This is a genomic window from Microbacterium sp. Beta, assembly GCF_005502545.1.
In the GTDB taxonomy this organism is placed as follows: Bacteria; Actinomycetota; Actinomycetes; order Actinomycetales; family Microbacteriaceae; genus Microbacterium; species Microbacterium oxydans.
This window is the reverse complement of sequence record NZ_SCOG01000008.1, coordinates 120975-143505: the sequence shown is the minus strand read 5'-3', so window position 1 is coordinate 143505 and position 22531 is coordinate 120975. Positions and strand designations below refer to the sequence as shown.

At 69.1% G+C, this 22531-nt stretch carries 23 protein-coding genes; 11 read left to right on the top strand and 12 right to left on the bottom strand.

The window, feature by feature from the left end:
• Window positions 1–10: 10 nt before the first annotated feature.
• The 4 genes from FFS56_RS10515 to FFS56_RS10500 form a co-directional block, all read right to left on the bottom strand.
• Entirely contained in the window at window positions 11–2995 is a 2985-nt protein-coding gene (locus FFS56_RS10515; protein ID WP_127011835.1) for an SMC family ATPase, read from the bottom strand.
• A complete protein-coding gene (locus FFS56_RS10510; RefSeq protein WP_127011834.1) occupies window positions 2996–4165 on the bottom strand; it encodes an exonuclease SbcCD subunit D in 1170 nt (389 codons plus the stop codon). It lies immediately after the preceding gene.
• Window positions 4166–4420: 255 nt separating this feature from the next.
• On the bottom strand, window positions 4421–4903 hold the full coding sequence (locus tag FFS56_RS10505; RefSeq protein WP_046747288.1) for a DIP1984 family protein: 483 nt from the start codon (window positions 4901–4903) through the stop codon (window positions 4421–4423).
• A 52-nt stretch (window positions 4904–4955) separates the two neighbouring features.
• Entirely contained in the window at window positions 4956–5264 is a 309-nt protein-coding gene (locus FFS56_RS10500; RefSeq protein WP_127011833.1) for a GNAT family N-acetyltransferase, read from the bottom strand.
• A 333-nt stretch (window positions 5265–5597) separates the two neighbouring features.
• Between FFS56_RS10500 and FFS56_RS10495 the strand changes: the two genes are divergently transcribed.
• The 3 genes from FFS56_RS10495 to FFS56_RS10485 are packed head-to-tail and all read left to right on the top strand — an operon-like array spanning window position 5598 to window position 7532.
• On the top strand, window positions 5598–6308 hold the full coding sequence (locus FFS56_RS10495) for a winged helix-turn-helix domain-containing protein (RefSeq protein ID WP_046747429.1): 711 nt from the start codon (window positions 5598–5600) through the stop codon (window positions 6306–6308).
• Window positions 6309–6352: 44 nt separating this feature from the next.
• A complete protein-coding gene (locus tag FFS56_RS10490) occupies window positions 6353–7312 on the top strand; it encodes a 3-methyladenine DNA glycosylase (RefSeq protein WP_046747286.1) in 960 nt (319 codons plus the stop codon).
• Window positions 7313–7334: 22 nt separating this feature from the next.
• Window positions 7335–7532 (top strand): hypothetical protein, encoded by a 198-nt coding sequence (locus FFS56_RS10485; RefSeq protein ID WP_021198082.1) that lies wholly within the window; start codon window positions 7335–7337, stop codon window positions 7530–7532.
• A gap of 16 nt (window positions 7533–7548) precedes the next feature.
• On the opposite strand, the gene FFS56_RS10480 is transcribed toward FFS56_RS10485, so the two are convergent.
• The 4 genes from FFS56_RS10480 to FFS56_RS10465 are packed head-to-tail and all read right to left on the bottom strand — an operon-like array spanning window position 7549 to window position 11367.
• Window positions 7549–8304 (bottom strand): ATP-binding cassette domain-containing protein, encoded by a 756-nt coding sequence (locus tag FFS56_RS10480; RefSeq protein ID WP_046747285.1) that lies wholly within the window; start codon window positions 8302–8304, stop codon window positions 7549–7551.
• Window positions 8301–9329, bottom strand: a complete 1029-nt coding sequence (locus FFS56_RS10475) for an iron chelate uptake ABC transporter family permease subunit (protein WP_127012933.1) — start codon at window positions 9327–9329, stop codon at window positions 8301–8303. The genes FFS56_RS10480 and FFS56_RS10475 overlap by 4 nt, the downstream gene beginning before the upstream one ends.
• Window positions 9330–9336: 7 nt before the next feature.
• Entirely contained in the window at window positions 9337–10323 is a 987-nt protein-coding gene (locus tag FFS56_RS10470) for an iron chelate uptake ABC transporter family permease subunit (RefSeq protein ID WP_046747284.1), read from the bottom strand.
• 48 nt (window positions 10324–10371) lie between these two features.
• The gene (locus FFS56_RS10465; protein WP_127011832.1) at window positions 10372–11367 is read right to left on the bottom strand and encodes an ABC transporter substrate-binding protein; all 996 of its coding nucleotides are present in this window, start codon (window positions 11365–11367) and stop codon (window positions 10372–10374) included.
• 99 nt (window positions 11368–11466) lie between these two features.
• Here FFS56_RS10465 and FFS56_RS10460 point away from each other — a divergent pair, with 99 nt between their 5' ends.
• The 5 genes from FFS56_RS10460 to FFS56_RS10440 all read left to right on the top strand — a co-directional run bounded on the left by FFS56_RS10460 (window position 11467) and on the right by FFS56_RS10440 (window position 15406).
• Window positions 11467–12234, top strand: coding sequence for a siderophore-interacting protein (locus tag FFS56_RS10460; protein WP_046747282.1), 768 nt, complete (start codon window positions 11467–11469; stop codon window positions 12232–12234).
• A gap of 33 nt (window positions 12235–12267) precedes the next feature.
• The gene (locus FFS56_RS10455) at window positions 12268–12672 is read left to right on the top strand and encodes a VOC family protein (protein ID WP_046747281.1); all 405 of its coding nucleotides are present in this window, start codon (window positions 12268–12270) and stop codon (window positions 12670–12672) included.
• 275 nt (window positions 12673–12947) lie between these two features.
• Window positions 12948–14117 carry an RtcB family protein gene (locus FFS56_RS10450; RefSeq protein WP_046747280.1) on the top strand — a complete coding sequence of 390 codons (1170 nt, stop codon included), beginning with the start codon at window positions 12948–12950 and terminating at the stop codon, window positions 14115–14117.
• A 150-nt stretch (window positions 14118–14267) separates the two neighbouring features.
• Window positions 14268–14579 carry a hypothetical protein gene (locus FFS56_RS10445; protein ID WP_231589660.1) on the top strand — a complete coding sequence of 104 codons (312 nt, stop codon included), beginning with the start codon at window positions 14268–14270 and terminating at the stop codon, window positions 14577–14579.
• 2 nt (window positions 14580–14581) lie between these two features.
• The gene (locus FFS56_RS10440) at window positions 14582–15406 is read left to right on the top strand and encodes an acyl-CoA thioester hydrolase/BAAT C-terminal domain-containing protein (protein ID WP_137771922.1); all 825 of its coding nucleotides are present in this window, start codon (window positions 14582–14584) and stop codon (window positions 15404–15406) included.
• 3 nt (window positions 15407–15409) lie between these two features.
• Here the strand turns inward: FFS56_RS10440 and FFS56_RS10435 are convergent, their stop codons facing one another.
• Both FFS56_RS10435 and FFS56_RS10430 read right to left on the bottom strand, forming a co-directional pair.
• The gene (locus tag FFS56_RS10435; RefSeq protein WP_046747277.1) at window positions 15410–16870 is read right to left on the bottom strand and encodes an MFS transporter; all 1461 of its coding nucleotides are present in this window, start codon (window positions 16868–16870) and stop codon (window positions 15410–15412) included.
• Between the two features lie 55 nt (window positions 16871–16925).
• Window positions 16926–18272, bottom strand: a complete 1347-nt coding sequence (locus FFS56_RS10430) for a M20/M25/M40 family metallo-hydrolase (protein WP_127011830.1) — start codon at window positions 18270–18272, stop codon at window positions 16926–16928.
• A 112-nt stretch (window positions 18273–18384) separates the two neighbouring features.
• Here FFS56_RS10430 and FFS56_RS10425 point away from each other — a divergent pair, with 112 nt between their 5' ends.
• The 3 genes from FFS56_RS10425 to FFS56_RS10415 all read left to right on the top strand — a co-directional run bounded on the left by FFS56_RS10425 (window position 18385) and on the right by FFS56_RS10415 (window position 19976).
• Entirely contained in the window at window positions 18385–19125 is a 741-nt protein-coding gene (locus FFS56_RS10425; protein WP_127011829.1) for an SDR family oxidoreductase, read from the top strand.
• An 85-nt stretch (window positions 19126–19210) separates the two neighbouring features.
• Entirely contained in the window at window positions 19211–19477 is a 267-nt protein-coding gene (locus FFS56_RS10420; RefSeq protein WP_127011828.1) for a thioredoxin family protein, read from the top strand.
• Window positions 19478–19562: 85 nt separating this feature from the next.
• Window positions 19563–19976: a VOC family protein gene (locus FFS56_RS10415; RefSeq protein WP_127011827.1), complete on the top strand. Its 414-nt coding sequence runs from the start codon at window positions 19563–19565 to the stop codon at window positions 19974–19976.
• 12 nt (window positions 19977–19988) lie between these two features.
• Here FFS56_RS10415 and FFS56_RS10410 read toward each other — a convergent pair whose 3' ends face one another.
• Entirely contained in the window at window positions 19989–21503 is a 1515-nt protein-coding gene (locus FFS56_RS10410) for a helix-turn-helix domain-containing protein (RefSeq protein WP_127011826.1), read from the bottom strand.
• Entirely contained in the window at window positions 21500–22528 is a 1029-nt protein-coding gene (locus tag FFS56_RS10405; RefSeq protein ID WP_127011825.1) for a DUF917 family protein, read from the bottom strand. Before FFS56_RS10405 ends, FFS56_RS10410 begins: the two co-directional genes overlap by 4 nt.
• Window positions 22529–22531: the final 3 nt, after the last annotated feature.

Below are 22531 nucleotides of genomic sequence, written 5' to 3'. Positions count from 1 at the left end.
CTGGCCCGCGTCAGCGGGCGTCGATGATGCTGGGGCCGTTGGGCAGCGCTCGCACCGTGAGCTGCGCGGGGATCTGCTCCTGCATGGCCTCGACATGGCTGATCACGCCGACGGTCCTGCCGCCCTGCCGCAACTCATCGAGTGTGCGCATGGCCACGTCGAGAGTGTCACCGTCGAGGGAACCGAACCCCTCGTCGATGAAGAGTGTGTCCAAGCGGATGCCGCCCGCGCGTGCCGTCACGACCTCTGCCAATCCCAGCGCCAACGCGAGTGACGTGAGGAAGGTCTCACCTCCCGACAACGACTGCGGTGGTCGGGTCTGGCCGGTGAACGCGTCGAACACCACGATGCCGAGTCCGGAAGCCGCACCGCGGGCCGCGAGCGCGTCGGAGTGCCGCAGCTGATACCGCCCGGTGGACATCTCGTGCAGCCGACGGTTGGCCGCCTCGACGATCTCCTCGAGCTCTGCCGCGAGGACGAACGTCTCCAAAGTCATCTTGCGGGTGTTGACGCCCCTGCCCGCGATCGTGTCCGCGAGGTTCTGCAGCACCTCGAACTCCGCGGCCTCGTTGGCGCTGCGAGCCTGCTCGATCGCGGCAGAATCGATCAGCCCGCCGAGCCGTTCCGCGGCGCCGGCGGCCTTGGCTGCCTCGTCGACCGCCGTGGTCCAGAGGCTACGAGCTTCCGCTGATGCTCGTTCGGCCGGTGCCAGGTCGATGGGCTCTTCCGGCAGGGTGCGGAGTTCGAGGTCGAACAGCACGGCCCGCTCCTTCTCCCGTTGCACCGCGTGCTGCGTGATCCGCGCGTCCAGCGCTTCCTGGACTGAGAGCGGGCGCAGCGCCTCTACCGCTGCTACCTCGTCAGCGAACACGGAGTCCGCGAGACCGGCGTCGCGCTGTGCCTGGGCGCCGACGAGGGCCTCGGCCCTGCGCACGCGCTCGGAGATCGCCTGGCTCAGCGCACGCGCAGCCGCGACCTTGGCCTCGTTGTCCGCCAGCCGTTCGGCGACCGTGGGGAATGCAGCCCGCGCCGCGGCGATCAGCTCCCGTGCCTCCGTGCGACGTTGACGCAGGACGGCATGCTGTTCGCGTGCCTCGGCCAAAGCCCTCGCGTCGTCTTCTCGTTCGGTGTCGAGATGCTCGAGCCGCGTCACGAGGTCCGCGAGCTGCGTGTCGAGCGCGGTCAGCGTCTCGACAGCCGCTCGGCTGTCCGCGAGAGCCGCAGCGGCCTCCTCGTACTCGGTCTCGGCACGTTCGACGTCGCGCCCGTCGGCGCGAGCGGTGGCGGCCGCGAGTTCGGCGCGGAGCGCAGAGGATCTGGATGCCAGCTCGCCTTCCCGCCGGGCCGCGGAGTCGCGCGCTTCTTCCGCGACGGCGATGTCCTCCGGCGAGACGGGATCGGCGTGCGTGGCCGGCGCAGGGTGCTCGAGCGAGCCGCAGACCGGACAGGGCTGTTCGTGTCGGAGCGTCGACGCGAGTTCTCCCGCCATGCCGTCCGTGCGGCGCCGGCGCAGCTCGGCCAGCGTGGACTGAGCCGCCGCATGCAACGCCGTCGCCTGCGTGAGCTCGACGTCTACCGAGAGCTCCGCTGTCCGCAGCCTCTCCGCCTCCCGCGCCGCCACGCGACGTGCGTCTGCGGTCTCCTGTGCCGCCCGCCTGTCCTCCACCCGATCTGCCAGGCTCCGCGCCGCGTCGCGCGATGCGTTGAGTGCGGTGACCTCTTCCGGGAGCGCGGCCCGCTTCGCATCGGCGGCCTGGATGCGTGCGGTGACGACCGCGACCGCCTCCTCGGCGGCGCGCACCTCGGCGTCCAGAGCCGGTGCGCTCTCTTCGAGTTCCCGCGCCCGCTGCCAGGCGCCGATCTCCCTGGTGCGCTCCTGCGCCCACGCCTCGAGGTCGTCGTCGACGGGAAGCCCCATCGCCTGCCCGGTCACGCGGGCGTTCTGCTCCTCCAGGCCGGCAGCCTCGAGCGCTCCAGCCGCTCGCGCAGCGGCGGCGATTATCGGACGAAGCGACTCGGCGGCGCGCGACGCGGCGAGCTCGGCACGGGCGTGCTCGATCGACGGCGCCTCGGCATCGAGGCGTTCGAGGGCGGATCTGGCTCGATCGCGTTCCTGCTGCGCGCGTCGTTCCTCTCGGGCGATGGCGAGTTCGGCGTCGGCAGCGGTCGACTGTTGCTCGGCATCGGCGCGATCGGAGGCACGACGCTCCGCACGGTAGTCGGCGCGAGCCTTCGCCCGCCGGAGGGCCTCCAGCCGCTCGTCGATCGACGCGGGAGCCTGCGACGTCTCCGCCACGGTGTCATCGCCGTCTCCCGACAGCCCGCCGGCGACCACGAGGTTCTCGGCCTCGTCGATACGCGCCTCGACGGCGGCGAGACGACTGCCGAGCACTTGTTCGGCCGCACGGCGACGATCGTCGAACCGCGCCTGCACGTCTTCGAATCGTTGCGTTCCGAACAGCCGCCGCAGCAGTGCCTGGCGATCGCGGCTGCCCGCGAGCAGGAACTCCGAGAACCGGTTCTGTGCGAGCAGGATCACCTGCAGGAACTGCTCCCGACTGAGCTGAAGGATCTCATCGAGCTCGCCGGCGACGTCGACCGCCCGCGCGGCACGGCCGATCCATCCACTGTCCGTCCACTCGTCGAGCGACACGGCGGCCGCCTGCTTGGTCATGCCACCACCGCGCTTGGCCGGGCGCAGGTACTCGGGCGAGCGCGTGACGCGGTATCGACCGGCCGGCGTGCTGAACTCGACGACCACCTCTGAGGGATCGTCAGGCTCGCAGTGATCGCTTCGGAGGCGTTTCTCGCCGCCCTCGTATCGAGGCACCCCGCCGTACAGGCCGAAGCACACCGCATCGAGGATGCTCGACTTGCCCGCCCCGGTCCGTCCGGCGATCAGGAAGATGCCGTCGTCGGCGAAGGCGTCGAAGTCAACGGTCTGTCGCGACCGGAACGGGCCGAAGCCTTCGACCTCCAGACGATGAAGACGCATCTAGACGAGCGCCTCGGCACGCACCCGCTCGTCGAGCACCGCGCGGATCAGCTCGCTCTCGGCCTCTGTGGGTCCGTGCCCGGCCCGCACGTGCTCGAGGAAGGCATCGATGCGGTCGGCATCGGTGACAGCGGTGCGCAGCCGTTGCACATAGGAGCGCTCGTCGACCTCGGCGGTCACCTCCGGCTGGTGCTGCACCATGGCGCAGTACGGGAAGCTCTCGCGAAGACGCCGCATGGGCTCGCGCTGCGGCACCGCATCGGTGTAGACGGTGCAGACCCAGGCATCCGCGTGCTGCGCGACCAACTCGGTGGACAGGATCTCCTCGAGCGGGCCGGTGAGGGTGACAAGCCGCCGAGGCACCGGCAGTTCCATCCACTCCACGCCGGCGAGTCCTTCGGCGTCGATGTCGACGAGCCAGCAACCACGGGGCTTGTGCTGCTCTCCGAAGCTGTAGTGCAGAGGCGCGCCCGCGTAGCGCACGCGGTCGCTGAGCTGCTGGCGTCCGTGGATATGGCCGAGCGCCACGTAGTCGGGTCCGTCGAACACGCTCAGCGGCACGACGTCGAGACCGCCCTGTCGCACCTCGCGCTCGAGCCCGGCGGTCGCGTCGACACCCGCGGCGAAGCAGTGCGCGATCGCCACCGCTCGGCCTCCGTGCTGGTCCATGCCGGCGCGGACCAGGTCCATCGCATGCGCCATGGTCTGCGCCTGGGTGCGCAGCTGACGCCCGGATGCATCGCCCTCGGGCCAGTGCTGACGCACGATGGCCGGCTCGAGGTAGGGGATGCCGTAGAAATGCACCGGTCCGTGGTCATCGGCGATGGTCACCGGCACACCCACCGCGAGGGGGTCTGTGAGCACGTGGATGCCCTCGCGGAGAAGGCGCGCCTGGAACCCGAGTCGTGCGGCGGAGTCGTGGTTGCCGCTCGTGACGATGACGCGGGCGCCCGTCTCGTGCAGCGCCACCAGCGCATCGCCCAGCAGCGTGTATGCCGCGCCGGACGGGGTGGCGGAATCGAAGACGTCTCCCGCGACGACGACCACGTCGACCGCATTGTCGCGAACCTGCGCGGTGAGCGCCTTGAGCACCTCGGCGAGAGCGTCCATGGTCGAATTGCCATGGAACGTCCGGCCGATGTGCCAGTCCGAGGTGTGCAGGATCCGCATACTCACACGGTACGAACCCCCTCCGACATTCCGTCCGAGGCGTGCCGTGCGCGGCCCGCACCCGGCGCGGAGGAGGGAGCGGAAGGTCCCCTGACCCACCCTCGCCACGACGATCGGCACGCGGTGATGCGAGATGCGCTGTGCACCTTCACCTGTGCGGAGTGCAGGGCTGCGCGATGCGAGATCAGGGCTGCCCTCCGCCCGACAGGTGCCGGCTTGCCCCGCCGGCTGAGGGTTGTGCCCGCTTCGTCGTGACTACCGACTCCCGCTCTCCTCCTCGAGATCGTTCGACCAGTTCGCCTGCTGGATCCTGTTGTCGAGCTCACGCAGCTCCTGCGCGACGGCGTCGGCGCGCGAGCGCAGCTGTGAGACGGGGAGCGCGGAGACCTGACGCAGCTCCGAACGCATCTGGCGGAGGAACTGGTCGTTGGCCCCCGAAGCGGCGGCTGCCGCATCCGTCAGCACGGAGTGCCGAAGACGGAGCACGTCGCGGGAAGCCAGCGCATCGGTCATGGTGCCGTCCGCACCCAGATGCAGTCGCGCGTTGGTGGCGTTGATGCGGCGGATGAGGTCGCGCAGTTGCGTCAACGCCGCGTCGACCTCGACGATCAGGGCGGCGGCATCCTCCGCCGGTTCCTCGCCCTCCTGGTAGCGGGCGTTCGCGACGATGCGCGCCCGCAGCTGCTCGATCCGGCGCTGCAGGTCGGCGCGTGCGGTGAGGGCCTCGGCGAGTTTCATGACGTCATCCTCGCAGGGGCGCGGCGTAACAGTTCGTCATACGGTCGGAGAGTCAGCGAGTACGCAGCAGGCCGGCGCGCTCCGGGTGGGCGGCGAACCAGTCGGCCACGTACCAGCACACGGCGTCGACCTTGCGATCGCCGCGCTGCTCGATGTCGGCCACCGCACCTTCGACGACCTTCCCCGCATAGCCGTTCCCGCGGAAAGTCGGGATCGTGAAGGCTCGGGTGAGGGCGATCGTGTGGCCGTCGTCGCGGTAGTCGAGCACGCTCACGAGCTTGCCGTCACGCATGAGCGTGTAACGCGAGGCGTCCTTCTCGTCGGTCAGGATGAAGCCGCCGACGGTGTGCGAGATCGTCATTGGAACCACGTTACGCCCGTCAGGGACGCCCGGGCGTTTTGACATGAGACGTCACGATCGGACATAATCCCCCCATGACTACCAACGCAAGCCCCTCGTCCGCCCAGGAGGCGAACAGGACTGCCGGGATGATGATGCCCGGTCGCGTTGGCATGTGTTGCCGAATGTGTCGCTGAACGAACAGCCACCCCGCCTGACCTGAACCCCTCGCCATCTGCGAGGTCAGTGTCACCGAGCATCCACCCTTTGCTCGATTCCCGGCTCCGCCGGTCATTCATGCAACGCATCAGAGCCCCTTTCGGTCCGGGCTCACGTCCTGAGGACTTCATCATCATGTCGAACACCGCACTTCTCGAGCGTCCCGCCACCACCACCGCCGCCGTCCGCACGCAGCCCGAGACCGCCGCGCCGCTCTCTCCTGCCGGAGCCGACCTCCCCGCCGTGCGCTCGCCCCGTGGCTTCGCCCTCTACGTGGGCCTGGACGAGATCAAGGCCGCAGAGGCCGGAGTCAGCCTCCCCCTGCTCGTCGATGCCCTGCGTCGCACGCTCGCCGAGCTCGCGCCGGGAGCCGAGACCCACGCCACCGTCGCCCTCGCGCCCCACGGTTCGGGAGGGCGCGACCTCGACGTCGTGCGCCTCGCACTGCAGGAGCCGGGCGCGATCGCCCGCACCAAGGCCGCCGCCGAGGAGGAGACCACCGACGAGGAGAGCGGCGTCACGGTCGACATCTCCCGCAAGCGTGTGCTGATCGACGGCGAGTCCGCAGCCTTCACTTACAAGGAGTTCGAGCTGCTGCAGTACCTGGTGCTGCGCGAGGGACGCACGATCGAGCGCAGCGAACTGGTGTCAGCGCTCTGGCAGGCACAGGACGACGAGACGCCGGGCGAGCGCACGATCGACGTGCACGTGCGCCGCCTCCGGGCGAAGCTGGGTCGCTACGAGGACATCGTGCGCACCGTGCGCGGAATCGGCTACCGCTTCGATCGGCACGCCGACGTCGTGATCCGCTACGGTCACGGCACGCCCTCGCCCGACCGGTTCTGAGCACCCAGGACTCCGGTGTCAGGACCGGAGCGTAGGGTGGGCGCATGACTCTGACGGCCGACCCCGCTGCGGCAGGAGCCGCTCGCTCGGAGGCCCCTCGAGAGACGGTCTACCGACCGCCGCACGAGCTCGATCTGCGCAGCACCGTGGGTATGCTCCGACGCGGTGGCAACGACCCCACGATGGTCATAGACGGCCCCGTCATCTGGCGGGCGATGCGCACGCCGCTCGGACCGGCCACCCTGGCGCTGCGAATGATCGGCGGCGAGGTGCGCGCGACGGCGTGGGGCCCCGGATCGGGTCCGGCCCTCGAGCTCGTCCCCGCCCTGTGCGGGGCGCACGACGACGCCGGGGACTTCGACGCGTCGCATCACCCCCTCATCGCCGATTCCGCGCGGCGGCATCCGGGACTGCGCCTGACCCGCACCGACGAGGTGTTCGACGCGCTCGCGTGCGCGATCATCGAGCAGAAGGTGACCGGCATGCAGGCCTTCGGCGCGTGGCGCTGGCTGGTCAGCCGCTTCGGAACGCGCGCGCCGGGACCGACGCCGCGCCCGATGTTCACCGCGCCAGCACCTGAGCAGTGGCACCGGATCCCTTCCTGGGCCTGGCACAGAGCCGGAGTCGAGCCACCGCAGTCTCGCACCATCGTGCGTGCGGCTGAACGCGGAGACCGCATCGCCCGCGCCGTACGCACGGCCTCCACGGGGGCTGATCGCGATCGGGTGCTCACGAGCCTTCCCGGCGTGGGGGTGTGGACATCGGCGGAGACCCGCATCCGCTCGCTCGGCGACCCCGACGCGGTGAGCGTCGGCGACTACCACCTCGCCCACCAGGTCGGCTACGCCCTGACCGGCACTCGCACCGATGACGACGGGATGATCGAACTCCTCTCCCCCTGGTCCGGGCAGCGGCAACGCGTCGTGCGCCTCATCCACGCCAGCGGTGTGCAGGAACCGCGACGGGGTCCTCGCCTCGCACCGGAGGACCATCGCCGCCGCTGACACCGGCACCTATGCTGGTGCCATGTCCCGTTCCATGCTGCGCATCCTCGTCACCGTCGGCCTTCTGATCGTCGGCGTCGTGATCGGGCTGATCTTCCAGAACGTCTGGCTCGGTGTGCTGCTCGCCGCGATCGTGTGGCTGGGCTGGTTCCTCGGGTACGAATCGCGGCGCGGCAACAACGCCGGCGTCAACGACGAGGACCACGGCATCGAGCTCTGATCCTCGGGACGACGGGTCAGTAGTAGACGGCGAGCGGCCCTGACGGACCGTCGACAACGCGCACGGGAGTGTCGAAGACCCGCGTGAGGACGTCGTCCGTCATGATCGCGGCCGGCGCCCCGAACTCCACGACGGCTCCGTCCTTCATGGCGCAGATGTGGTCGGCGTAGTGGCTCGCGAAGTTGATGTCGTGCAGCACGATGACGATCGTGCGTCCGAGCTCCTCCGACGCGCGTCGCAGGTGCTTCATCATCTGCACCGCATGCCGCATGTCGAGGTTGTTGAGCGGCTCGTCCAGCAGCACGAACTCGGTGTCCTGCGCGAGGACCATCGCGACGTAGGCGCGCTGGCGCTGCCCACCGGAGAGCTCGTCGAGATACCTGCCCTCCAGCGCGCCGAGGTCGAGGAAGTCGATGGCTCGACTGATGATCTCCTCATCCGCGCGGTTCAGCCGACCCTTCGAATGCGGGAAGCGCCCGAAGCCGACCAGTTGACGCACGGTGAGGCGCGTGACGAAGTGGTTCTCCTGGCGCAGGATCGACACGACCTTCGCCAGGTCCTTCGACTTCGTGGACGCCACATCGAGTCCGGCGATCTCGATGGCTCCGGCGTCCATCCCGCTGAGACGCCCGATCATCGTGAGCAGAGTCGACTTGCCTGCACCGTTCGGACCGATGAGAGCGGTGATGCCGCCGGCGGGGATCTCGAGGTCGACGGGGCCGATCGCGACCTCGCTGCTGTAGTCCCGGCGGACGCCGTCGAGTGCGATCACAGCCTGCCCTTTCTGAGGATGACGATGAGGAACACGATGCCGCCCACGAGCTCGATCAGGATCGACACCATGCCCTGCGCGTAGAAGATGTTCTTCATCACGAAATACGCCCCGGCCAGGATGGTGAAGGCCGTGAGCACGGCGACCGGGAAGATCAGCCGGTGATCATGGGTATCGGCGAACTGGTACGCGAGCGTCGCGACCAGGAAGCCGAGGAAGGTCATCGGCCCCACCAACGCGGTCGAGGTCGCCATGAGCACGGCGACGAGGAACAGCACGATGAACAGCTCGCGCCGATGATCGACGCCGAGTGAGCGCGCGGCATCCGGACCGAGTGCCATCAGGTTGAGTCGGCGCGAGCGCAGCCACAGCAGCCCCGAGGCCGCGACCACCAGCGGGATCGCCAGCGGCAGGTACGAGGGATCGGCGTTCGACACGTTGCCGAACAGACGCGCGGCGAGCACGTCGAACTCGCTGGGGGTGAGCAGACGCTGCATGAAGGTGGCGATCGCGCCGAGACCGCCTCCGATCACGATGCCGACGAGGAGCATGATCTGCAGGTTGCCGTAACGACCCGAGAGCAGCCAGCCGTAGAGCGCCACCGCGAGGCCGACCATGATCGCCACCTGGATCGCGAACTGCCCCACGCCCTGGATGGCCACGATGCCCGCCACGCCGAACAGATACACGGTCGAGGTCTGCACCACCCGGTACAGCGACTCGAAGCCCATGATCGACGGCGTGATGATGCGGTTGTTCGTCACGGTCTGGAAGCTCACCGTGGCGACGGCCTGAGCGACGGCGACGAGCGCCATCACGGTCACGTCTGTCGCCCGGTGCTGAGCGATGCGCCAGAAGCCCGCGGAGCCGACGGGCATGGGATTCGCCCACGCGAGCAGACCGAAACCGGAACCTGCGGCGAGGACGATGAGGATGCCGAGCACGAGGAAGTACCGACGCCGCGCCTGCGGGGTCGTGAAGGAGCCCGCCGAACGGAGCCCTCCGGCAGTTGCCGCGTCGCGCATCATGCCGCTAGCCACGTCGACGCTGCCTGAGCAGGAGGAGCACGAAGACCACGGCGCCGACGACCCCGAGGATCAGCGAGACCGGGACCTCGAAGGGCATGATGATCGTGCGCCCGATGATGTCGCAGACCGTGACGATCCCGATCCCCAGCAGACACACCCAGGGCAGGTTGCTGCGCAGATCGTCGCCGCGCACCATCGAGACGATGTTCGGCACGATCAATCCGAGGAAGGGGAGATTCCCCACGACGACGGTGACCACGCCGGTGGTGACCGCGATCAGGACGGTGCCGAGCAGGATGATCCGGTTGTAGTTCACCCCGACGTTGGTCGCGATCTCTTCGCCGAGTCCGGCGATGGTGAGTCGATCGGCGACGATGAAGACGATCACGCCGATGATGGCCACGATCCAGAGCATCTCGTACTGGCCGCGCATCACCGAGGTGAAGCTGCCGGCGAACCAGACGCCGATGATCTGCAGCGAGTTCGTGGCCAGAGCGAGGTAGGTCGAGAGAGCACCCACCACGGCACCGAGCATGATGCCGACGATCGGGACGATCAGGGATGATCTGAGCGCCACCCGCCGCAGGAACGCGAAGAACACCATGGTGCCCACGAAGGCTGCCAGTACCGCACCGGCCATCCGCAGCGGGAGGGACGGCTGCGGCACGAGGATCATGACGGCGAGGAGGCCGAGCCCTGCCCACTCCGTGGTACCCGTCGTGGTCGGCTCGACGAAGCGGTTCTGGGTGAGCAGCTGCATCACCAGTCCCGCCATGGCCATCGAGGCGCCGGCCAAGACGAGGGCGACCGTGCGCGGGATACGTGTGATCTGGAACATCTGCGCGCCGTCGTCCGCGCCGGCGATGTCGTACACACCCGTGAAGAGCGAGATCACGAGCAGGGCGGCGACGACGAGCACGCCGATGAGCAGCTTCACGTCGAAGAGCCGCCCGGCGTTGCGGGGCGGCGAAGCGATGTCTGTGGAGACCATGGTGGTGCGGCGGCGGCATCCGGATCACCCGGATGCCGCCGCGTCAGCTCAGTTCTTCGCGCTCTTCTCGAGGGCGTCGGCGAGGTCGTTCAAGAACGTGGTGTAGGTCTGGATGCCCTCGTTCAGGTAGGTGTCTGTCGGCATGTAGACGAGCTGCTTCTCCTTCACGGCGGTGACCGAGGCGAGGGCTTCGGTGCTCTCGAGGATCTCGGCCGCCTGCACGTAGTCGGGGGTCTCGGCGGCGAACACCGCATCGCGGTCGAGCACGAGGATCCAGTCCGGGTTCGAGGAGGCGATGGCTTCGACGGAGATCTCGTCGCCCTGGTGGTCGTCACTCGCATCGTCCACCTCGAGAGCGGGCCTGAGTCCGAGGATGTCGTAGATCGGTCCCAGCGATCGGCCGACGGTCGGCGCGAGGTAGCCGATCTGGCCTCCCGACGTGTTGACGGCCATCACGGTGTCGGCGTCGTCGTATGCGGCCTTCGCGCGCTCGACGGCGGCATCGAAGTCGTCCACGAGCGTCTTCGCCTCGTCCTGCTTGCCGAAGATCTCGCCGAGCACCGTGACCTGGCGCTTGAGCTCCTCGTCGAAGGGCTCGCCGTCACGCGGCTCGAGGTCGACGATGGTGGCGTCGGGGACGAGGTCCGCGATCGCCGCGTTGTGCTGCGTGAAACGCTGGCCGCTGATGATCAGGTCGGGCTCGACGGCGACGACGGCTTCGAGGTTCGGCTCGCTGTGCAGGCCGATGTCGACGATCCCGTCGTCCTTCACATACGACACGGTCTCCGGCATGAGTGCCACGGCCCCGGCGGAGAGCTCGACGCCCCAGTCGGAGAGCGTCTGGAAGGTGCGGTTGTCGAGGGCGACCACCGATGCGGGTGGGGTGGCGATCTCCTTCGTGCCCGTGTTGTCCTCGATCGTGACGGTGGCTGCTGCCGGTTCGGTCTTCTCCGCTTCCTCCGAGCCTCCGGAGGTGCACCCGGCGAGGGCGAGGAGGCCGACGAGAGCGGCGCTCGTAGCGGTGAGGGTTCTGGGCACGGACATGGAGAGACTCCTGTTCTGCGGGATCGGTGCGCACACGATGGGCGCCGGGGCGACGCACGGGGATCACCCGCGCCGTCCCATTTAGGTTAGCCTTACTTTATGAGCGATACGAAATCCGGTTTCTCGATCGAGCGTCGCGGCCTCGAGCTGCGCTTCCGCAACGTCACACTGAGCACGCGTGAATGGCTGGCGCCGGACTTCGTGCGGGTGCGACTGACCGGCTCGGATCTCGCCGGCTTCGATTCGCCCGGTTCCGACGACCACATGCGCCTGTTCTTCCCCGCGGGCCCGACGGATTCCGTCGAGGAGCTGCGCGCCTCCCCCAGCCGCGAGTACACGCCGCTCGCCTGGGGCGACGACTGGCTCGACGTCGAGTTCGCGGTGCACGGCGACCAGGGAGTCGCCGCCCCCTGGGCGGCGAACGCGCCCCTCGGATCCACGATCGGCGTCGGCGGCCCCCGCGGGGCGGCCGTGCTGGTCGGCGAGCCCGGATCGTGGCTGCTGGTCGGCGACGAGACGGCGATCCCCGCGATCCGACGGTTCGCCGCGCTCATCCCCGACGGCGCTCCTGCACGCATCGTGATCGAGACGGTGAACCCCGGCCGAGAGGTCGAGGTCGAGGCCCCGGTCGAGGTCGAGTGGCTGCACCGGGGAGAGAAGCCCTCCGGCTCCGCCCTCATCGCCTTCCTCGAGGGGCTGACGGCCGATGACACGGTCGGCCTCGACCCGTTCGTCTTCGTCGCCGCCGAGCAGTCGATCGTCAAGCCGGGCAGGGCACTGCTCGAACGGTGGGGCGTCGACAGTGCGAAAGCAGTCGTGAAGGGGTACTGGAAACGCGGCGAGGCGGAGTACCACGCGCCGCACTAGTGCGACGTCGGCCGTTGCTGGGAGACTCGGCACATGGCACTTCTGGATCACCTCGGCATCACCGTGACCGACCTCGAACGCGGCAGGGCGCAGTTCCATCCCGTGCTCTCCGCCCTCGGGTATGTCAGCGGCGGAGCGAACGATCATTCGATCTCGTGGAACAACGGCGACGAGACCGAGATCATCCTCTACACCTGGGATGACGACGCCACTCCGCACCGGCACGGCCGCGTGGGCTGGCAGCACATCGCGTTCGCGGTGCCTTCGCGCGACGACGTCGAACGCCTGCACGCGATCGCGGTGGATTCCGGCTGGACGGCCGTGCGCGAGCCCAAGGAGTACCCCCGCTATTCGGAGCGCTACTTCGCCTCCTTCGTCGAAGACCCCGACGGCATCCGGATCGAGTTCATGCACAACCCTCCTCGCGAGGCGAGTTGACTCCCGGGCGCGTCGCCCCCTAGGGTGGCAAAGCTGTGCCGATCGGTGCAGCACACCAGCCGAGGAGTCGACGGATGACCGCGCAGCGGAACCTCCCCATCGCCGCGGTCTTGCAGCTTCAGCACAAGCGCAATGACCGCTACGAGTCGTACCCTCCGGCACGCGTCGTGTGACAGCATCCGCTCTCGCAACGCCCCGTACCGTCAGGTCCGGGGCGTTCTTCCGTTGGAGACTCCCCTGACCTGTGGCTGAACACCACCACAAGGAAAGGAATCATGGAGAGGCTCTCCGCACGGCTGCTGTCGTGGGCGTCACTGATCGACGAGAAGACACTCGCTCAGGCGCACACCACGGCCCGCATGCCGTTCATCCACCCGCACCTGGCGCTGATGCCGGATGCGCACCTCGGCAAGGGGGCGACGGTCGGCTCGGTCATCCCGACGCTCGGCGCGATCATCCCCGCCGCCGTCGGCGTCGACATCGGCTGCGGCATGATCGCCGTCCGCACGCAGTTCACGAGGAGCGACCTCGACGGCCGCGAACTCGCCGAGCTCCGGGAGCAGATCGAACGTGCCATCCCGCTGTCGGCCGGCCGGTACAACCGCAAGGTCGTGGCCACAGCCGAGCCGCGCATCGCCGAGCTCGAGCAGCTGGCAGAGAAGAACGGTTTCGACCCCGCACAGTACGCCGGGAACTGGCGCCTGCAGCTGGGCACATTGGGATCCGGGAACCACTTCATCGAGGTGTCGGTGGATGAGCTCGACCGGGTGTGGCTGTTCCTGCACTCGGGGTCGCGAGGCGTCGGCAACAAGATCGCCGGCCACCACATCGGTGTCGCGCAGCGGCTCGCGAAGCAGTGGTGGATCGACCTCCCCGACCCCGACCTGGCCTATCTCGTCGAAGGCACACCGGAGTTCACCCGATACATCCGGGAGCTGCGGTGGGCACAGCACTTCGCCCTGCTGAACCGGGAGGAGATGATGGATCGGGTCATCCGCCAGGTGTCGGAGTTCCTCGGCACTCCGGTCGAGGAGCAGGAGCGGATCAACTGCCACCACAACTTCACAGAGTCGGAGAAGCACTACGGAAAGCAGGTGTGGGTGTCCCGGAAGGGCGCCATCCAGGCGGACGCCGGTCGTCCGGGGCTGATCCCCGGATCGATGGGCACCGCCTCGTACGTGGTGGAAGGGCTCGGTGACCCGCAGTCGCTGAACTCCTCGCCGCACGGCGCCGGCCGGGAGTACTCGCGGTCCGCGGCGCGACGGACTTTCACTCACGAGCAGCTACGTGTGGCGATGGCCGGCATCGAGTTCCGTGACACCGACGCGTTCATCGACGAGATCCCCCAGGCGTACAAGCCGATCGACCGGGTGATGGCGGATGCCGCGAGCCTCGTGTCGATCCGGCACACGCTGCGGCAGGTCGTCAACGTGAAGGGCGATTGACTGGGACTGGGCGGGGCCTCCCCCGCCCAGTCCTTCCTGCACCGACGCGACGGAGAGCGTGTCATCCACGGATCGTGGGCAACCGATATCTTCGGCTCCTGCGCTCTGGCAGGCTTGCCGGATCGATGCGACGATGAGGGAGTGGGAGTCATGAACGACGCGCAGATCTGGACGATGATCGGGTCGTTCACCGTGCTGATGTTCAGCACGCTCACCGTCGTCTCGACATTGTTCGTCCGCATCCTCCGCAGCGAGATCGGGGGCCTGCGTACGGAGATGAACGGCCAGATCGGTGGACTGCGCACCGAGATGAACGGCCAGATCGATGGGCTGCGCACCGAGATGAATGCCCGCTTCGATTCCGTGAACACCCGCTTCGATTCCGTGAACACCCGCATCGACGGTCTCGACCGCGACGTGCAGGCGCTCGTCAAACGCACGTTCGGCCTCGACCGCGAGTGACGATGACGCCTCGACACAGCATCGGGGTGCACCCGGCCGACCGCCACGATGCCTTCCCGGAGAACCCGTGCGGCACGGCTGTCCTGCTCCTCGCCGGATCCAGCGGGCGTGTGGAGGTCGAGCGGGCGGAGATGCTGGCACGGCACGGCGCCCGTGTGAGGGCCATCCGCTGGTTCGGCGGCATCAGCCAGCGCCCTGCCCCGCACGAAGTGCCGATCGAGACCTTTGTCGAAGAGGTGGAGTTGCTGCGTCGTGACGCCGATCGCGTGGCGATCTTCGGAACATCGTTCGGAGCGGAGGCGGCGCTGGTGACCGCGTCCCTGCACCCGATCGATGCGACGGTCGCCGTCGCCCCGTCCTCTGTCGTCTGGGCTGGCAACTCAGAGGGGACCTGGTCGTCGCACTGGACCCGTCGGGGTACCCCGATGCCGTTCGTCCCGTTCGCTCCGTCGTGGACGCCGTCGACCGACCCGCCCGAGTATCGTGCTCTGTACGAGTCGAGCGTCGATCGTGACCCTTCGGCCGCCGCAGCCGCCGCGATCCGGGCGGAGGACATCGACGGTGTCGTCGTGCTCGTCGCCGGCGGCGACGACCGGGTCTGGCCCAGCACCCGATTCGCCCGCGAGCTCGTCGAACGCCGCACGGCGAAGGGTCTGGACACGACGGTGATCACTCACCCGGACGCGGGGCACCGACTGCTGCTCCCCGGCGAATCGGCCGTGACCGCAGGAGTGACGATGGCGCGGGGAGGCTCTCCCGCCGCCGACGCGGAGCTCGGCGCCCTCGCATGGCCGCGGATCGTGAACGCGCTCCACCTGCGGGCCTGACGCTCAGAGCGCCGGCGCGACCTCGACCTCCGGGGCACGATCGGTGAATGCGGTCTTCGGGACGAACACGAGGATCACGGCGGCGACGAGCGCCGTCACCCCGCAGACGATCCACACCGTGAAGTACCCGGCGAGCGAACCGGCGGTGGCATCCGTCGCGCCGGCGGTGCTCGCGACGCCGTGCAGGAGTGCGATGCCGAAGACGCACGACGCGATCGCTCCGCCCACGGTCTTCACCGAATTCGTCAGGCCCGTCGCGACGCCGGTCTGCGTGGCCGGGGCCGCGGAGGCCGCCGCCGCGGGGAGCGCCGCGACCAGTGCCCCGGACCCGACCCCCACGACCACCATGTTCGTGATGACCTGCGCATAGGATCCGTGGAACGGCAGGAAGAGGAGGAAGCCGATGCCGACCAGCATCGACGCTCCCATCAGCGTCACCCGCGGTGTGGCACGCCGCGCCACCGTCGGGAACAGCAGCGCCCCCGTGATCATGGCGATGAGGTAGACGCCGATGATCAACGAGGTGGCGAAGCCGGTCGTGCCCAGACCGTAGCCGTACACCGATGGGTCGGTGCGCGCGAACGTCGACAGCGGGGCCTGCGCGCCGAGCACGCTGACGCCGAAGAGCCCGGCCGTGAGGAACACCGGTCCGAGCGCGGGCGAGCGGAACATGCGCACGTCGATCAGCGGGTCTGCGCAGCGCAGCTCCCAGAGCACGAACGGGACCACGAGCAGCACGCCGAGGATCACCACCGCCCAGGACCACGGGTTGGTCAGACCGCCCTCCAGGCGGAGCAGGCTGAGCCCGCCGGTGAAGCAGACGAGGGCGAGAGAGATGAGCACGAGGCCGACCGTGTCGAAGACACCGCCGGTGGGCTCCGGCGATTCCTTGACCCCGAGGAGGATCACGAAGAAGCACACCACGATGAGCACGGCCGGGACCAGCAGCACGATGGTGAGGGGAAGCACGTCGATGAGCGCACCGCCGACCAGGGCGCCGATGATCGCGCCGCCCTCGAGAGCGGCGACGAGCAGCCCCGCGGCCTTGGCGGTGATCGACGAACGGCCCTCCATGCGGCGCGAACGCGACCAGATCAGGGCGATCTCGAGTGGAAGCCAGACGACGTAGAAGCCCATCAGCGCCCACGCGGCGAGGAACACCGGGAACGAATCGGTGAAGGGCAGCACCAGCGCCGCAGCCGCCGTGACCGCGGTGGAGATGAGCAGCATGCGCTTGTGCCCGACCATGTCGCCCAGCTTGGCGAAGGCCGGGACGACGAGTGCCGACAGCATCAGCTGCGTGCCCTCGAGCCAGTTCACGTCGGCGTCGTGGATGCCCAGATGGCGGGCGATGTCCGTGAGCATCGGGGTGTAGTACCCCTGCAGCACACCGCTCGTGAACTCCACGAAGGCGAGGAAGCCGACCACGACGGCGAGGGTGCCCAGGGTGCGGGTGCGCGTCATCGCGTCTCCTGCTTCTGCTTCGGGTCCCCCGGCAGGCTCCGAGGGGAGGGTGAGATCACCCTAGCCGTTCGAGCAGCGCCCTGTGGAACCGCTCTCCCCGTTCCAGCGCGGCGATCTCCACGCTCTCGTCGACGCCGTGGATCGACGCGCGCTGCGCATTCGACATGTCCAGCGGCGCGAACCGATAGACCGCGGGTGAGAAGCGATGGAAGTGTCGCGAGTCGGTGGCCGCCATCATCACATACGGGACGGCAGGCACGCCGGGGAACGCGACCTCGAGCGCGTCGGCCAGCAGAGCGAATTGAGCGTTATCGGTCGATGATTCCGGCGACGGTTCGCTCGCTTCGACGACCTCGACCGCGACGAGCGGATCGCGGCCCCGCCGGCGCACCCGGAACGCCGTCTGCTGCGTGGTCTCCCCGAGCGCGATGCGCAGGTTGACGGTAGCCGAAGCCTGCGACGGCAGCACGTTCGCCGCGGTTCCTCCGGACTGCATCGTCGGCGCGACGGTCGTGCGCACGAGAGCGGCCGGTTCACCACCCAGCGCGGCGAAGATCTGCGCGGTCAGCAGCGGCGCAGAGCCGAGGAACCGCAGCAGGTGGCGAGCCGTGCCCGGCGTCTGCGCGGCCAACTGCGACAGCATCCGGAGGATCGCCTTCGAGGCACGGGGGCGGAAGGTCGTCGGGCCGAGTCGGTCGACAGCCCTGGCGATGCGGCGGACCGCCGTGAGGGTCGGCGGGGCCGAGGCGTGGCCGCCTTCGCCCCGTGCAGAGAGCCGCAGGGTCATCACACCCTTCTCGCCGACACCGATCATCGCGGCCCGTCCGGGAACGAACGGCAAGGGCGCATCGACGACGGCACCGCCCTCGTCGACGACGAGCCAGGGGACGATTCCCCGGTCGCGCAGCACCCGCGCGATCTCCTCGGCGGCGCGTCCGTACGTCTCCTCATTGCCGCCGAAGGAGAGGTACACGTCGCGGGGCGGGACGAACTCGTCGGCGAGCAGATTCTCGACCGCCTCCAGGATCACGATCAGCGGCCCCTTGTCGTCGAGAGCACCTCGACCGTAGACCGATCCGCCGGCGATCACGCCCGCGAAGGGCGGGTGCGTCCAGGCGTCGCTCTCGTCGACGGGGACGACGTCGTAGTGCGCCATCAGCACGACGGGCCCCTCGTCCGCCGCAGCGCTCCCGCTCCCTTTCCAGTGGAACAGCAGGCCGAATTCGGTGTGCCGTTCCAGACGCAGCCTCTCGTGCGTCAACGGGTAGAGCTCGGCGATCAGCGCGACGAACTCCTCGAACGGAGCCGAGCCGCGTTCATCGAGTTCGGCCGACACCGTCGGGATCCGGATCATCTGCGAAAGCCTCTCGGCGATGCCGGGGCGCACGGTCGATGTGGTCACAGCGCCATCGTACCCAGCGGCGGATCCGCTCATCGCGAGCCTTCCGACTGCGTTCGCGCTCGTCCGGCTCGGCGAAAAAGACGAGGATGGACCGAGACGAAGGAGAACGCACATGAGGATCGCCGTCGCAGGAGGAACCGGGACCGTCGGTCGACACACGGTCGAGGCGCTGCAATCGGCCGGCCACGACGCCGTCGTCCTCAGCCGATCCCGAGGAGTGGACCTCGTGACCGGGCAGGGCGTGGGTGAGGCACTCGCCGACGCGGATGCGGTGATCGATGTCGTGAGCGTCGAGACCCTCAAGGCGAGCACGGCGATCGAGTTCTTCACCGCGGCGGCCGGGAACCTGTCCGCTGCGGCTGCCGACGCGGGTGTCGGACATCTCGTGCTGCTGTCGATCGTCGGGATCGACCGCATCCCGTACGACTACTACGCCGGCAAGATCGCCCAGGAGAAGATCGTCGAGGGATCCCGCGTGCCGTCGACGATTCTGCGAGCGACGCAGTTCCACGAGTTCGCCGGGCAGATGTTCGAGCGGGCGAAGCTCGGACCACTCCACCTCGCCCCGAACGCCCGCACCCAGCCTGTGGCAGCCCGTGAGGTGGGCGCGCGTCTCGCGGCACTGGCAGGGGCGGAACCGCAGGGCCGGGTACGCGACCTCGCCGGACCCCGCGAGGAGCAGCTGTCCGACATGGTCCGCGCTTTCGCTCGACGTCGCGGATACCGCGGCTGGGTGCCCACCGTGAACGTGCCGGGGCCGCAGATGGCGGGGATGAGGGCGGGCCATGCGCTCCCCGGCCCCGACGCCGACCTCGGGCACCAGGGCTTCGCCGAGTGGCTCGCCGCGCAATAGTGTCCTGGAGCCGGTCGGGGAACACGACGAACCGGGCGGAGGTTGCACCTGTGGTGATGACGCGAGAGCGTCCGAGGAGGTGCGGATGGAACTGACCCTGGTGTCGTCGTCGTTCTGCGGCGCGTGTGCACGGACCAGGACCGTGCTGGCCGAGGCGGCACGCTTCCTTCCCGACACGACCATCACGGAGATCGACGTCGCGCGAGACCCGGATACCGCCGAGAGACTCGACATCGTGGTCACACCGACGGTGATCATCCGCGACGCCAGTGGCCTCGAAGTGTTCCGCGCCGCCGGCGTCCCGACCGTGCCGCAGGTACTCACCGCCGCGGTCAGAGCGCTCCCGGCCTGAACCTCTTGCGGGCACGACGACCGCGGCGCAGACTGAGCCTCAGCGGCGCCGGCCGTGTCGTCCGTGTCAGCCTCCTGGAGTTCTCATGCCCGCTCTCAACCCGTACCTGTCCTTCCGCACCGAGGCCCGCGCGGCGATGGAGTTCTATCAGCGCGTCCTCGGGGGCGACCTCGTGGTGAACACGTTCGGGGAGTTCCCCGACATGGTGCAGGATCCGAGCCAGCGGGACCTCATCATGCATGCGCAGCTGGACACTCCGGACGGTCTGGTGCTGATGGCCTCGGACACCCCCGACGGCATGCCCTACGAGAAGCCGCAGGGGTTCTCGGTCTCGCTGAGCGGGAACTCGCAGGAGACCACCCGCGCCGTGTGGGACGGGCTCTCGGACGGGGCGACGATCACCATGCCGCTCGACGTGCCCCCATGGGGCGGCCTGTTCGGGATGCTCGTGGACCGGTTCGGCATCCCGTGGATGCTGCACGGCGACCCGGAGGAATGAAGACTCCCCGGCTCAACGCGGCTGCACGGCACGACACGCGAGGTGCAGGGCGAGGCGCGCCTCCGGGTCGGTCAGATCGATCCCGAGAAGCTCCTGCACGCGTCTGATCCGCATGGTCACGGTGTTGCGGTGCAGGCCCAGCGCAGCCGCGGTCGCGGCGATGCCCGATTCGTGGTCGAGGTAGGCCGAGAGCGTGACGAGCAGTTCGCCGCCTCCCTCCCGCAGCGGAGCCAACAGCGATTCCGCCGCGGGAACGAACGTGTCGTTGCCGGTCCACGCGAGAAGGAGCTGCTCCAGTCCGAGACTGTCCACCCGTACGAACCATCCCGTCGCTGACCGCGATGCCGCGATGCGCGCCGCGTCGCCCGCCTCGTCGAGCGTCGTTGCGAGGCCTTCCGAACCGCCCTGGAGCGAGCCGACCCCGGTGGCGACGGCGAAATCGCGCAGCACCCCGAGATGCAGGTCCCGCAGAGCGGCGACTGCCCGCTCCACCTGATCCGGATCCGGCGACTCGGCGAAGGTCAGCCACCCGCTCAGTCCACGACCGGCCGTCGTCGCATGCGCCTCGCCGTCGATGGCGCTGAGGCCGGCGCTGACCGTACGCAGCAGCGAGAAGGAGTCGAGGCGGCCCCGTGCCACCATCCGGAAGCCGAGGTGATGTCCGCTGGTGCGCCACCCGCGCTCGAGCATCCGTCGTTCGACGTCGGCATCCGCCGCACCGTGCAGGTCGACGAAGTCCCGCAGCAGTCCGGACGACACCGCGACGTCGTTCACGGCCGCCACCTCGTCGATCAGGATGCGTGCGGCGACGGCGGGCATCGCGACCTCGGCCGCGACGGACAGCGACTGCACCTGCGCCTCGCCGAGCCCCCGACCGAACAGCACGAGCCGCAGACCGCTGCGCCCCGGGCTGTCCACGCGCACCGATGCGGCCGCAGCATCCCCGATGCTCGTCCGATCCAGCCAGGATTCGAAGCCGATCGCGGCGTGCAGCCGCTCGTCCAGGTGAGCACCCGCCTCCTGGAGCACGCCGGACGAGTCGATCAGCGCAGCTCCGACGCCGAGGTTCGCGGCGATGTGGCCGAGCAGGTCGGCCAGGTCATCGGCGGCGTACTCGAAGGACTGGGCGACCTTGCGCACCTGACTGAGCGTCAACGCATCCCGCGCCTCGATCAGCATCCAGCAGGCCCTCGCGAGCTGGATCGGTCGCTCGACATCGAGCAGGCAGAGGCCGATACGGTCTGCGAGGCGGAACGCGCCCGCGTCGAACGAGGCGGCTCCGGGGAGGGCGAGCCCCGAGTACCCGCGATCACGCAGGCGGCGCAGCAGTGCATCCTGCTGCCAGGTCGATGTCGGCGCTGCCGCCGTGATGATCGCGAGTCGGCCGGTGCCGGCTTCGACCAGCTCCGCCTCACTCGCCCCCACCGCGACGGCATCCCACAGTGCATCCACGGGTCCGGCGACACGCCTGAGGGCGCCGTTCTCGGAGTGGGCGAGCAGCGCGCTCAGTTGCAGTCTCTCGTTCACGCGGCGTCCATACCTTCGAGGCCGTACGCCGAGGGCAGCACCTTCGCGCGTCGGTCCGCTCTGGCGTTCCACCAGGGAGGCGCCGGGATCGCGAGCACCGCCACCGTGCGCGCGAGCCGGAGCTCGGTCACCTCGAGGATCTCGCGCGATATCGCGTCGACGACCACGATGATCTCCGGCGCCGACGCCACGAGACGGCCATCCGTGAGCACCGCGAGGGTCTCGGAGCGGCTGACCACGCGATGGACTGCGCCGGTGAGACCGCTGATCTCCACCGCGTTCACGTGTGGATCGTGCACCCAGGGCGATACCGAGATGATGCGACCCTCGGCGAGCAGTTCCGCCCCGAGGACGTCCGCGAGCAGAGGGAGGGGTGCTGCCGAGGCTGCGAGGTAGGCCCGGCCCAGTTCGAGCGCGTAGGCGAGGTGTCCACCGATCGCGTGCTCCGTCAGATCGCCGACCGTGAACCCGCCGAGCACGGCACATCCGACCCCGCCCGCCTGGACGATCGCCGACCGCACCACCCTCTCGGCGTCGATCGCGCGGTGCGCCTCGACGAGCGCGACGCCGTCGGACCCCGTGTCGCACGCGAACACGAGACCGGGCACCTGATCCACGAACAGCGACATCTGGTCGAGGCCGGGCACTGCGCGACCGGTGCAGTCCGCGTCGACGATCACGTGTGAACCTGCGAGCGTCAGCGGAGCGAGGCCGTTCATGCCCCCGCCCTCGAGAGAGCAGACGGCCGGCACCGGATGGCCGATCCAGCGTTCGACCGCGCCCAGCAGCCGGGCGAACGGGTTCGCCCCGGGGAGCCGCTCACCGAGCAGCATCGTGGAGCCGACGAAGGCGACACCCAGGCATGGCGTTGCCGGGTCCAGCGCCGCGACCGGTGAGACCTCGATCGGCCAGCCCTCGGCTCCGGCGAGCATCAGCTCGAGCATGGTCGTCGAGCCACCGCCGCCGGAGCCGAGGAGCGCATAGCCGCGGGCGAGCGCCGTGAGGTCGTCGCGCTGCAGCATCATGCG

Bases quoted from the DNA above. Each gene is read 5' to 3' on its own strand.
- FFS56_RS10465 (WP_127011832.1), bottom strand. From the start codon at position 11,367: ATGTCCGTGCCCAGAACCCTCACCGCTACGAGCGCCGCTCTCGTCGGC.
- FFS56_RS10420 (WP_127011828.1), top strand. From the start codon at position 19,211: ATGGAACTGACCCTGGTGTCGTCGTCGTTCTGCGGCGCGTGTGCACGG.
- FFS56_RS10485 (WP_021198082.1), top strand. From the start codon at position 7,335: ATGTCCCGTTCCATGCTGCGCATCCTCGTCACCGTCGGCCTTCTGATC.
- FFS56_RS10495 (WP_046747429.1), top strand. From the start codon at position 5,598: ATGTCGAACACCGCACTTCTCGAGCGTCCCGCCACCACCACCGCCGCC.
- FFS56_RS10450 (WP_046747280.1), top strand. From the start codon at position 12,948: ATGGAGAGGCTCTCCGCACGGCTGCTGTCGTGGGCGTCACTGATCGAC.
- FFS56_RS10425 (WP_127011829.1), top strand. From the start codon at position 18,385: ATGAGGATCGCCGTCGCAGGAGGAACCGGGACCGTCGGTCGACACACG.
- FFS56_RS10470 (WP_046747284.1), bottom strand. From the start codon at position 10,323: ATGGTCTCCACAGACATCGCTTCGCCGCCCCGCAACGCCGGGCGGCTC.
- FFS56_RS10445 (WP_231589660.1), top strand. From the start codon at position 14,268: ATGAACGACGCGCAGATCTGGACGATGATCGGGTCGTTCACCGTGCTG.
- FFS56_RS10500 (WP_127011833.1), bottom strand. From the start codon at position 5,264: ATGACGATCTCGCACACCGTCGGCGGCTTCATCCTGACCGACGAGAAG.
- FFS56_RS10510 (WP_127011834.1), bottom strand. From the start codon at position 4,165: ATGCGGATCCTGCACACCTCGGACTGGCACATCGGCCGGACGTTCCAT.
- FFS56_RS10475 (WP_127012933.1), bottom strand. From the start codon at position 9,329: ATGCGCGACGCGGCAACTGCCGGAGGGCTCCGTTCGGCGGGCTCCTTC.
- FFS56_RS10460 (WP_046747282.1), top strand. From the start codon at position 11,467: ATGAGCGATACGAAATCCGGTTTCTCGATCGAGCGTCGCGGCCTCGAG.
- FFS56_RS10515 (WP_127011835.1), bottom strand. From the start codon at position 2,995: ATGCGTCTTCATCGTCTGGAGGTCGAAGGCTTCGGCCCGTTCCGGTCG.
- FFS56_RS10505 (WP_046747288.1), bottom strand. From the start codon at position 4,903: ATGAAACTCGCCGAGGCCCTCACCGCACGCGCCGACCTGCAGCGCCGG.
- FFS56_RS10405 (WP_127011825.1), bottom strand. From the start codon at position 22,528: ATGATGCTGCAGCGCGACGACCTCACGGCGCTCGCCCGCGGCTATGCG.
- FFS56_RS10455 (WP_046747281.1), top strand. From the start codon at position 12,268: ATGGCACTTCTGGATCACCTCGGCATCACCGTGACCGACCTCGAACGC.
- FFS56_RS10440 (WP_137771922.1), top strand. From the start codon at position 14,582: ATGACGCCTCGACACAGCATCGGGGTGCACCCGGCCGACCGCCACGAT.
- FFS56_RS10415 (WP_127011827.1), top strand. From the start codon at position 19,563: ATGCCCGCTCTCAACCCGTACCTGTCCTTCCGCACCGAGGCCCGCGCG.
- FFS56_RS10490 (WP_046747286.1), top strand. From the start codon at position 6,353: ATGACTCTGACGGCCGACCCCGCTGCGGCAGGAGCCGCTCGCTCGGAG.
- FFS56_RS10435 (WP_046747277.1), bottom strand. From the start codon at position 16,870: ATGACGCGCACCCGCACCCTGGGCACCCTCGCCGTCGTGGTCGGCTTC.